At 69.3% G+C, this 11,019-nt stretch carries 8 protein-coding genes; 4 read left to right on the top strand and 4 right to left on the bottom strand.

Annotation, left to right across the window (positions count from 1 at the left end; translation table 11 throughout):
* On the top strand, positions 1-1,639 hold a 1,639-nt coding region (locus tag ACRDTB_RS34880), incomplete at its 5' end, for a tetratricopeptide repeat protein (RefSeq protein WP_431436507.1).
* Positions 1,640-2,058: 419 nt separating this feature from the next.
* Here the strand turns inward: ACRDTB_RS34880 and ACRDTB_RS34885 are convergent.
* The 3 genes from ACRDTB_RS34885 to ACRDTB_RS34895 all read right to left on the bottom strand — a co-directional run bounded on the left by ACRDTB_RS34885 (position 2,059) and on the right by ACRDTB_RS34895 (position 4,574).
* Positions 2,059-2,262, bottom strand: coding sequence for a hypothetical protein (locus ACRDTB_RS34885; RefSeq protein ID WP_431436508.1), 204 nt, complete (start codon positions 2,260-2,262; stop codon positions 2,059-2,061).
* Between the two features lie 411 nt (positions 2,263-2,673).
* Positions 2,674-3,600 (bottom strand): DMT family transporter, encoded by a 927-nt coding sequence (locus ACRDTB_RS34890; protein ID WP_431436509.1) that lies wholly within the window; start codon positions 3,598-3,600, stop codon positions 2,674-2,676.
* On the bottom strand, positions 3,597-4,574 hold the full coding sequence (locus ACRDTB_RS34895) for an aromatic ring-hydroxylating oxygenase subunit alpha (RefSeq protein ID WP_431436510.1): 978 nt from the start codon (positions 4,572-4,574) through the stop codon (positions 3,597-3,599). The genes ACRDTB_RS34890 and ACRDTB_RS34895 overlap by 4 nt, the downstream gene beginning before the upstream one ends.
* 886 nt (positions 4,575-5,460) lie before the next feature.
* On the opposite strand from ACRDTB_RS34895, the gene ACRDTB_RS34900 reads away from it, so the two are divergent.
* The 3 genes from ACRDTB_RS34900 to ACRDTB_RS34910 all read left to right on the top strand — a co-directional run bounded on the left by ACRDTB_RS34900 (position 5,461) and on the right by ACRDTB_RS34910 (position 9,559).
* Entirely contained in the window at positions 5,461-6,348 is an 888-nt protein-coding gene (locus ACRDTB_RS34900) for a crotonase/enoyl-CoA hydratase family protein (RefSeq protein ID WP_431436511.1), read from the top strand.
* 536 nt (positions 6,349-6,884) lie between these two features.
* Positions 6,885-7,106 carry a hypothetical protein gene (locus ACRDTB_RS34905; RefSeq protein ID WP_431436513.1) on the top strand — a complete coding sequence of 74 codons (222 nt, stop codon included), beginning with the start codon at positions 6,885-6,887 and terminating at the stop codon, positions 7,104-7,106.
* A 59-nt stretch (positions 7,107-7,165) separates the two neighbouring features.
* Positions 7,166-9,559 carry a cellulase family glycosylhydrolase gene (locus ACRDTB_RS34910; RefSeq protein ID WP_431436514.1) on the top strand — a complete coding sequence of 798 codons (2,394 nt, stop codon included), beginning with the start codon at positions 7,166-7,168 and terminating at the stop codon, positions 9,557-9,559.
* 119 nt (positions 9,560-9,678) lie between these two features.
* On the opposite strand, the gene ACRDTB_RS34915 is transcribed toward ACRDTB_RS34910, so the two are convergent.
* The gene (locus ACRDTB_RS34915) at positions 9,679-10,944 is read right to left on the bottom strand and encodes an IS256 family transposase (protein WP_431436515.1); all 1,266 of its coding nucleotides are present in this window, start codon (positions 10,942-10,944) and stop codon (positions 9,679-9,681) included.
* Positions 10,945-11,019 lie beyond the last annotated feature (75 nt).

Genomic DNA, 11,019 nt, shown 5'->3' on the forward strand with positions numbered 1-11,019 from the left:
CACCACGACCGCGGAGGCCGGCCGTCGGCTGGCGGCCCTCGCCGGCGCGCACCTGGTCGACGAGGTGGCGCACGGCCGGTACGCCTGCCACGACCTGCTCCGCCGGTACGCCGCCGACCGGGCGCGGCGCGAGGATGCCGCCCACGATCGCGACGCCGCGGTCGCCCGGCTCTACGAGTTCTACCTGGCGCGCACCGACACCGCGGCCCAAGCGGTCTTCCCACAGGTGCTCCGGCTGCGCCAGCACGAAGACGGCACCGGAGCGGAGGCGTCCCCCGGCGACCCGGTCGCGGCGTTGGCGTGGCTGGACGCCGAGCGCGCCAACCTGGTCGCGGCCGTCGAGCACGCCGCGAACGAGGGCCAGCACGCCTGGGCCTGGCAGCTCGCCGACAACCTGCGTGGCTACTTCTGGCTGCGGATCCAGCTCACCGACTGGGCCCGGACCGCGGGCGCCGGCCTCACCGCCGCCCGGGCCGCCGGGGACCTACGCGCGCAGGCGGCATGCCAGCTTGGCCTCGCCGGCCTCGCCTGGCGCCAGGACCGCTACCGGCAGGCCGTCGACCACGCCGCGACGACGCTGGCCCTGGTCCGGCAGGCCGGCTGGGCCGGCGGTGAGGCCCCGGCGCTGTACCTGCTCGGGATGGCGAGCGCCCGCGCCGGCAACGGGCGCGCCGGCGTCGGCCACATACGGCAGGCGCTGGCGGTGTGCGAGCGGACCGGGTGGCGGCCCGGCCAGGCCGCCGCGCTGAGCACGCTCGGCTCGATCTGCGTCGACCTGGGTGAGGTGCGCCAGGCGGCCGAGTACTCGCGGCGGGCGCTGGCCATGAACACCGAGCTGGACTCGCGGCACGGCCAGGTGATCAACCTGATCAACCTGGGCACCATCGAGTACCTGGCCGGCCATCTCGACCGCGCACTCGGTCACCTCGACCGGGCCCGGGAGCTGAGCGTGGACATCGACAGCGCTACCGGGATCTGCGACACCCGGCGCTGGCTTGCCCTCGTGCACCTGGCCACCGGCCGCGACGAGCACGCCGCGGAGCTGGCCACCACGGCGATCGAGCTGGCCCGGGAGAAGGGACACCGGTGGTCGGAGGTCGACGCGCACACCGCGCTGGCGGCCGTCGAACTCGAGCGCGCCAGTCCCGAGCGGGCCGTCGACGCCTGCCGGGACGCGTTGCGTGTGGCCGGCGGAGAAAGCGCAGGCGATGAGGGCATCCCGATGTGCCGGGTCGAGGCACTCATCGGTCTGGCCGCCGCATACCTGCGGCTCGGTGACCACGACCGGGCCGACCATCATCTCCGGCAGGCGTTCGCCGCCCTGACCGGCACCGGGTACCGACTCCTGGAGGCCTGGGCCCGGGCGGTACTCGCCGAACTGCGTCTGGCCCAGGCCGACATCGACCAGGCGATCAAGGTGGGCGAGCGTGCGCTGGCGATGCATCTCGAGACGGGCCATGTCCTCGGCGAGGCTCGGGTCGCCATCACCCTCGGCCACGCCTGGCACCGCGCCGGCGATCCGGACCGCGCCCACGACCACTGGCACCGCGCACACATGCTGCTCGCGGAGGCCGGCTCCGCGCGCGCCGCCGACGTGGCCGCGCTCCTGGCCACCGAGCCCACTCCGTCCGCTGGTTAGGACCCCGGCCCAGGCCACGTCAAGACCGCCGACCGCGGCACCACATACGGTCGCGCCGATGGCACCTGACTTCACTTCGCCGACAGCAAATGGGAGTTCGGAGCGATTTGGGATTTTCGCACCGGCTGAGTGGCCTTGGGTTTGCGCCGCCAGCCCGACCTTGTACCGCAGCACACTGTCGGCGAGGGGCCCGCCGCCACCCCAGGTCCGCGGCACCGCGCGCTTCAGGACGTACTTGAGTACGCCGAGGCTTGGTTCGGCCGGGAATCGGGCCGGCATCCGCAGGGCCAGCTCGACCACGCGGTCGGATCGTCGACGGCGTGCCCGGTTCACAACCACCGCGACAGTCCGTCCGGCCCGACTTCGGCCGGCGGGCTCACGAGGGAGTCTGGCTCGGACGGTGTGCCGCCGAGCACCGTTCACAGTTCCCCGCCTGCCACGTCATCGGCCACGATGCAGTTGTGCACCCACCGTTCGCCGGCCAGATCGACCGCGTAGGTGGAGTCTCCTCCTGCCCACTCAGTTCCCGATGTGGCCAGCATGGCGAACTGGTGGCCGACCGGATGCGGAGTCGGATCGACGGCGAACGCCAGGTCGGCGACATCACGCCTGTCGGAGTCCACAGCTCATCCTGGTGGCTCCCGGTCCGGCGGCCACACGGCCTTGACCAGGTCGACGGAGCCATCGATGGCGGGGTCGCCTGATGCCCACCAAGACCAAGCGGGATCTGACCGCCGAGGTCGCCTACCTCCCCGGGCGCCGAAGGCGCCCACCCTGCGCGAGTCAGTTGCTCGGCTGGCCGAGCGAGCCCGCACAAACCCTGGACGCACGAGGAGTTCCTCGTCTCCTGTCTACCGGGAAGTCTCCGCCCGCGAGTCCCCCAGCGGGGAGGGCCGCATCCGCGCCGCGCGGTTCCCGGCCCCGCAAGTCGTTGGAGGAGTCCGATTTCGACCTACGTCCGCGGTCTCGACCGCGACACCATCGCGCACCTCGGTACGCTGGATTTCGTTGCCGCGAAAGAGAACGTCATCTTCTTAGGGATCGGTCACTCTGGTCGGCGCGGCCTCGGCGGTCGGCGTCTCGTCGGTGAGTGGTTCGGGTTCCCTTGGCTTCGTCCATTCCGTCCATGCCATGGCTACCACGATGAGGGCTCCGCCGGCGGCGGGTATCGCCGAGAACCGCTCGCCCCCGGCGGTCCAGGCGAACAACGCGGCGAAGACCGGCTCCAGCAGGAAGATCATGGTCGCGGTCATGGCCGGCACGTGGCGCTGCGCGAAGAGCTGGATGACGAACGCGGACAAGGTGGGCAGCAGGGTCAGCAGGAGGATCGCCCACAGGGCGCCCTCGGTGCGCACGTCCAGCGGCCGCGCCAGTAGCAAGCTCAAGGCGAGCGACCCGACCCCGATGATCCAGAACTGGTGGAACGCGAGGACGAGGGGGTTGGCGTCGGTGCGGGCGAAGCGGTCGGCGGCGAGGACCTGGCCGGCGTACGCCATGGCGGTGAGCACGGTGAGGCCGTCGCCGAGGTTGAATGCGAGGCCGCCCCCGGTCAGCAGCCACAGCCCGAGCACGGCGACTCCACACGCCACCCATTGCGTCGCGGACAGCGGGCGGCGTAGGAAGATCAGGAGGAACAGCGGGACGAAAATGACGAACAGTCCGGTGATGAAGCCGGAGTTCGCCGCGGACGTGTACTTCAGGCCCACCGTCTGGGTGAGGTACGACGTGCCGAGGAAGGCCCCGAGGATCGCGCCGCACCGCAGCGTGCGGGAATCGCGCAGGGAAGCCCTGGCGAATGGCAGCAGCACCACGGGCAACAGCAGGAGCGCGGCCAGCAGGAACCGGTAGGCCACCATCGCCACCGGGTCAACGACGGTGACGGCCTCCTTCACGATGTAGAACGTCGCGCCCCAGACCAGCGCGCAGTAGCCGAGCGCAAGGTGCCACAGTGGCCGGATCATGTGAGCTCTTCCCACAGCAACGAGTGGAAGGCATGCACGGCGCTTTCGAACACCGGGGAATACCGGCCCCGGTCGTACGCGATCGACGCGAGCCCCCGCTGCACGGACTCGCACACGAGCACGTCCTGTCGCTGCACTTCGTCGCTCTCGGCGATGGCTGCCTCGAGGCCCGCCACCGGCTGCGAGTCCGGGTCATGGAACCAGTCGAAGATGACGACACAGGTGTCATGGGTCATCGGCAGCACGATATTGGTGTCGACCATCGTGCCGTACCGGTTGACGAAGAAGTTCGGGAACAGCCAACCGTACGTGACCTCTTTGCCGAGCCGGTCGTCGTCGCCGTTGGCGGCGCACGTCTGCACGACGGTGCGGGGCAGCACGTCCGTGGTGTATCCCTCCATGGCGAGCCCGCCGGACAGTCGCGGATGGACGTACGGCACGTGATAGCCGCCGTCGAGGGAGTTCTCGACGAAGACCTTCCAGTTGCACCGGATGGCATATTCCCGCCGGTCGACCCAGGTCAGCCTCGCGAGGTCGGGTGGTTCCAGGTAGTCGCGAAGCGTCTGGACGTCGCCGGACAGGTCACGGGCGCCGGGCTCACCGGCCAGGCGGAGGAACACCAGCGGGCTCCAGGACGCCACCGCGATCGCGGTCAGGCCGAGCCGCCGCGGGTCGAACCCGGCCAGCCGGCCCGCCCCAGGTATCCGGCTCAGCATCCCGTCGAGGCCGTAGGTCCAGCCGTGATAGCCGCAGCGCAACTCCTTGCACCGCCCCGCTCCATTGACGACTTCCGCCCCGTGATGGCTGCACACATTGTGGAAGGCACGCAGCTCCCCGTCGGTACCGCGGACCACGACATAGGGATTGCCCAGCAGGGTGCCGGTGACGTAGTCGCCCGGTTCGGCCACCTGCTCGATGCGGCACACCGGAAGCCAGTTCTGCGTGAAGATCCGGGCGACCTCGTGGTCATGCATGGCAGGATCGAGATACCAGCTCTTGGGCGGAGTCCAGGCCGCGTCGATGGGTACGGTTGGGTCAAATTCACGAACAAGGCGCTGCGGGTCTAACAAGACCTACCTCCACGTGGACGAATAGCCGCGACGTGATGATCGGCGGCGAGGAGCCACATTGTAAGAACCGAGTCGCCGAACTTGCTCCAGTCCCGGGCGACGTCACTTGGACCAAACTCGAACGTCGCTGTCCGGCGCGCTCGGCTGGCCGGCAGACGTTCGGGACGCATCGGGGCCTCCCGTGTCGTATGAAGCCCTCTGCGAGCAAAATCTGCACCGCCAGACGTTCCGACTGCGCCTGGCCGTTCGTCCACTCGTGCACCCGGTGCGAGGTCTCATCCCACCTCGTCCTCACTCCGTCAGAGTGGCAGCCACCTCAGGCGCAGCTCGCATCGGCGTGACCGGACGCTGTGCGCCGGTGGATATCTCCGCGCTCCCCCGCGGCCACCCGGTACAGCCTCGGCGCGTCGGCCACGGTGATCGGCCAAACCGGGCAGCTGACATTCGGGTAAACGTGAGTGAACCTTCGCTCGGTCGGTAACGACCGGCCTGAACGCGTGAGCCAGAGCTTCCAGGCATTGGAGGCGATGAGCTGAAGACAAGGAGCCGTTGTTCAGCCGGAGCACTATCTCGCCACGTAGTCCGGTGGCGTCGATGTCGTTGGCGAGCGTACGTGAGGCTTGTTCGTGCGGGAGCTACGTGCCGACGACCGGCCGGATGCCGGCTGCGGCGAAGCCTTCTCGTGTCCTGCCTCGGCGACCGGGATGTCACAATCACCGAACTCGAAACCGACATCCGCACATAGACCAACGAATAGGCAATAGCCCGACTTGGTGGTAGGGGTGTGGCCATGACCTACGAGACGATTCTCCTCGACGTGGCGAACGCGGTAGCGACAATCACCCTGAACCGACCGGATCACCTGAACACGATCGTGCCGCCGATGCCCGAGGAGTTCGAGAACGCCATCACCGCTGCGGTGCACGACCAGTCGGTGAAGGTGGTCGTCGTGCGCGGAGCCGGTCGGGCGTTCTGCGCCGGCTACGACTTCGGCGGCGGGTTCCATCACTGGGACGACGACCTCACAACCGACGGCAAGTGGGACCCGGGCAAGGATTTCCAGGGCACCTTCGGCTTCGGGCCGACCCAACGGTTCATGTCCATGTGGCGATGCCCCAAGCCGGTCATCGCCCAGGTGCACGGATGGTGCGTCGGGGGCGGCAGCGACACCGCGCTGTGCGCCGACCTCGTCATCGCCGCCACCGACGCCCAGCTCGGCACGCCGTATTCGCGGCTGTGGGGCGCCTACCTGTCCGGCATGTGGATCTACCGACTCGGCCTGACCCGGGCGAAGGAGTACGCGCTGACGGGCAAGCCGCTCAGCGGCAGCGAGGCCGCCGACATCGGACTGATCAATAAGGCCGTCCCATTCGAGGAACTGGAGGCCGAGGTCGCGGACACGGCCGCGCGGCTGGCCAGCATCCCGGCCTCACAGCTGGCAGCGATGAAGCTGATCGTCAACCAGGCTTACGACAACATGGGCCTTGCCTCCACTCAGACCCTCGGCCCGATTCTCGATGGCCTCATGCGCAACACTCCCGACGCGCATCGCTTCATCGAACTCGCCGAGACCGACGGTGTCGGCGCCGCGGTGGCCCGACGCGACGGACCCTTCGGCGACTACAGCCAGGCCCCCACGGACGGCAAACCCGATCGTCGCCATGTCATCGAGCCCTAACCCTCGCGCTATTCCGACCCGGAACGCTGAAACACCGATCATGGGTAGACCCTTTGGGTGTGGCATTCCGCGTGGGCTGGCGGTTGCCGGCTCCGTCGCCGAGCGGCCGCACCTGGCGAGCCGTGGTGATCACGCTGGCTGGTGCCGTGTAACGCACGTGTAACTCTGGGTGGAGAGGGTGGTCGACACTCGCCGGCCGTGAAGCCGCGGTTGGCGGGCGTGGCACATCACTGTCGGCGGCCACCGGGGAGGTTCGTCGTGAGCTGTCATGCGATGACCCGACTGCGACGTCAACGTGAGAAGCGGATCATGAACACCGACCGGCCGCGTCGCGGCCGTCGCGTGAGGTACGGCGTGGCGCTGGCCGCGTCCGCCTCGGCCCTGCCGGCGACGGCGTTTCTGGACTCGGCCTACGCCGACGAGGCCATGACCGATGTCTCCATCTCCGACAGCACCGAGGCGACGATCCACATCGAGCCCGGCGAGGATCGACTGTCCTTCGTGTCGATGCGCACCGAGGAGGGCCCAGCCTCGGGGTGCGGGCCTCGCGAGTCCGCAACTACGGCACCGGGGCGCTGCGCATCGTGCGCGTCGACGGCGACGTCGTCTCCGACACGATCTTCGAGAACCTCGGCAACAGCCACGTGGACGGCACGGTCGGCTATGGCGACGACAACGTCTACGACGGCAGCGACCGCGACGGCAACGTGCTCGAGGACGACGCCCTAACCCCGGATGAGCCTCACGTGAGGCGGTGACCGCCCACGGCCGGCGAGAGGAGAAGGCATTGCGAAGTCCACAGTGGATGATCGTTGCGATGGCCGTCGTGACCGCGGTCGGGCTTTCCGGTGGGGCGGCACCCGACCTGGCCACCGCGGCCCCGGCCGAGGCTCCGGACACACCGTGGGCGGTCGCCCGGCACGTGTGGCCGACCGACGACACGGCCACGGTGGCCGGTGACCTCGACCGGATCGCCGCGCTCGGTGCTCGCTACGTGCGCACCGACTTCTGGTGGTCGAGCGTCGAGCCGCGGCGCGACGTCTTCGACGCGGCCGCGCTCGACTACTACCGGTGGTACGCCGAAGCGGCGCGCGACCGCGGGCTCGGGGTCGTGGTGATCCTCTCCGGCGCGCCCGGCTGGGCCCGGCAGCTCTACGACTCCGGCCACCGCGACGCGTTCACGGCGGCATTCGGCGGGTACGCCGAACGCGTCGCCGGCGCGGTCGGTGACCTCGTCGACCTCTACCAGGTGTGGAACGAGCCGAACCACGTCAACGACTGGGTGGACGGCGCGGGCGACATCGCGCTGTTCCGCGCCGGGCGCGCCGGGCTGGCCGGCGCCGACCAGAGCGCGCGCACGATCGTCAACGTCCTGGTCGACGGGCACGACGCCCCGACGTGCCCCAACTGGAGCTGCGACCTCGACTACTACCTAACCAACGGCGCCGCGGCGGCAATCGACGTGCTGGCCATCGACCATTACCCGGACACGTGGTCGGCCGGGGACTGGGGCGGGAACATCCTGGACCGGCTGTTCGCCGCCGGCCAGCGGCACGGCAAGGCGGTCGCGGTGATGGAGACCGGGTACTCCACCGCCGGCTGCGCCCCGGCCTGGAACGGCGAGACCGGCCAGCGGGACTGGATCCGCGACCAGCTGCCGAAGCTGCGGGCCAAGCTCGCCGACCCGGCGGTCACCCGTGGCGTGCCGTTCGTACTGGCCAACTGGTATGAGCTGGACGACTCCGACACCGGGCGCGACTCGTGCTACGCCGACCCGATCGGCACGATCGAGGCGCACTTCGGGGTGGTGCGCACCGACCGCACGGCCAAGCCGGGGTACACCGAGCTGCGCGCCCAGATTGCCGAGTTCCGCTCGGGCCGCGCCGAACCCGCTGCGCCGCTGCGTGTCTCCGGTGGCCACTTCGTCGACTCCGCGGGGCGGGTGGTGCTGCTACGCGGGGTGAACGTGGCCGGCAACGCAAAGGTGCCGCCGTTCGTGCCGATCACCGACCCGGCGACGCTCGACCCGCTGCCCGGGTGGGGGATCAACGTGATCCGGCTGGTGGTCGGCTGGGAGGCCTACGAGCCGGAGCCCGGGCGGTACCGCGAGGACTACCTGTCGGCGATGGTCGGCATCGCGGACGCGGCGAGCCGCCGCGGCATGTACGTGATCGTCGACTTCCATCAGGACGGCTTCGCCCGCAACCTGGCCGGCGGGTGCGGCGACGGGTTCCCGCTGTGGGCGATGTCCGCCTCGGCGGTGCCCGACCGCCCGGACAACGGGCCGGACTGCGCCGACTGGGCGGTGAAGATGGCGCTCGACCCGGACATGCACGCGTCGTTCGGCGACTTCTACGCCGACGCCGACGGGGTACGCACGGCCTACCTGAACATGGTGCGCCGGATGGCCGACGCGTTCCGCACGGTCCCTAACGTGATCGGCTACGACCTGCTCAACGAGCCGTGGGGCCGGGAGGACAGCGAGCTGGCCCCGCTCTACCGGGACGCGGCCGAGGCGATCCGGTCGGTGCACCCGTCGGCGATCATGTTCGTCGAGGGCCACGTCACCACCAACGGCGGCAACCAGACCGGCCTGCCCGCACCGGAGTTCGGCAACTACGCCTACGCTCCGCACTTCTACGACGGCCTGGCGCTGGCCGCGAACGCCTGGTCCGGGTCGACCGCGGCGACCGACCGCGCGTTCGCCGCGATGACCGGCAAGGCCGCCGAGTGGGGGGTGCCGCTGTTCGTCGGTGAGTTCGGCATCGGCGCCACCGCGACCAGCGGCGCGGACTACGTCGACCTGCAGTACCGGAGACTCGACGAGCATCTCGCGTCCGGCGCCCAGTGGAACTACACCCCGGGCTGGACGCCGGCCGCGAAGGACGGCTGGAACGGGGAGGACCTGAGCATCGTCGACGACGCCGGGCGACTGCGGCCGACGTTCCACCCCCGGCCGTACCCGTCCCGGATCGCCGGCGTTCCGCTCGCGCTGTCGGTGACCGCCGACCGGGTCGAGCTCGCCTGGCGCAACGTTCCCGGCAGCGGCGCCACCGAGCTGTTCCTGCCGGCAACCGGCTGGTTCGCCGGGCGGGCGGTTCGGGTGGAGTCGAGCCCGTCGCTGCGCTGCGCGCCGGCGGCGACCGTGCTGCGCTGCACCGGCGCCGAACCGGGGCCGGTGCGGGTGCGGGTGGCGGGGGTGCGGCCGTGAGCCGCCCGCGCGTGCGAGCCACTCCCGTACCGAGGATGGGTGGCCTTCAACGGCGAGGCGGTCGCCTTGGTGCCGGCCAGCCGGGTCTATCCCATGATCGGTGTTTCCGGCGTTGTTGATCAGTAGGTTTCGGCTCCCGGCCAGCGGTCGCCGAAGGTGATGGCGAACGCGTTGAGTACGGGCTTCCAGCGCATCGTCCATCTGGTGCGGCCTGTCCCGGTCGGGTCCAGGCTGCGGGTCACAAGATACAGACACTTCATTGCTGCCTGCTCGGTCGGGAAATGCCCCCGTGCGCGGATCGCCCGCCGGTAGCGGGCGTTCAAGGATTCGATCGCATTGGTGGAGCAGATCATCCGGCGGATCTCGATGTCGTAGTCGAGGAACGGGATGAACTCTTCCCAGGCGTTGCGCCAGAGCCGGATCATCGCCCCGTATTTCTTCCTCCATTTCTCCTCGAGTTCGTCCAGTGCGATGAGAGCGGCGTCGGGACTGGGTGCGGTGTAGATAGGTTTGATGTCCCGTTTCACCGCGTCCCAATCCTGGCGTGCCACGAGCCGGAACGTGTTCCGGATCAGGTGAACGACGCAGGTTTGGACAATGGTTTGCGGCCACACATTGCCGACGACTTCTGGGAGACCTTTCAGGCCGTCGCAGACAAGGAAGAGCACATCCCGGACGCCACGGTTCTTCAGGTCGACCAGCACACTCATCCAGAACTTCGCGCCCTCACCACCGGTGCCCATCCACAAGCCCAGCACGTCCTTGCAGCCGTCCACGGTCACCCCGATGGCGGCGTAGACGGGCCGGTTGGCCACCTGGCCGTCACGGACCTTGACGTGGATCGCGTCGAGCGGGCGACTGGCCCACTCATTCATCTCCGCGACGACTTTGTCGGTGATCCGCGAAACCGTTTCCTTGCTGACCGACGCACCATAGATCTCCGCGAAATGCGCGGAGATCTCCCCGGTGGTCATTCCTTTCGCATACAACGACAGAACGATCTCGTCCACATCCGTGAGCCGACGCTGCCGCTTCTTCACGATCTGCGGTTCGAACGTGCTCTCACGATCCCGCGGCACGTTGATCTCGACCTCGCCTGCGGCGTCCGAGACCACACTCTTCGACCGCGCACCGTTCCGCACATTGGTTGATTCTCGATCCGGCGCAGCCTGATTCTTTTCATGACCGAGGTGCTCGGTCATCTCCTCGTTGAGCGCGGTCTCCAGCACGTTCTTCGTGAACAACTTCAGCAGGCCATCCGGGCCGGTCAACGCCAGCCCCCGCGCCTTCGCCTCGGCCACCATCGCCGCCGCGGCGGCCTGTTCCGGCGACAGCTCTCGCGCCGGCTTGTCACGCTTGCGTGGACTCACAAGGTCCGATGTCATCACTCACAGTGCCCATCCCGCCAGACCTTCGGCCCGGCGTGTCGGGCCGGAAACACCGATCTTGGAACAGTCCCG

The organism is Actinophytocola sp. (assembly GCF_050699935.1).
Taxonomy (GTDB): Bacteria; Actinomycetota; Actinomycetes; order Mycobacteriales; family Pseudonocardiaceae; genus Actinophytocola.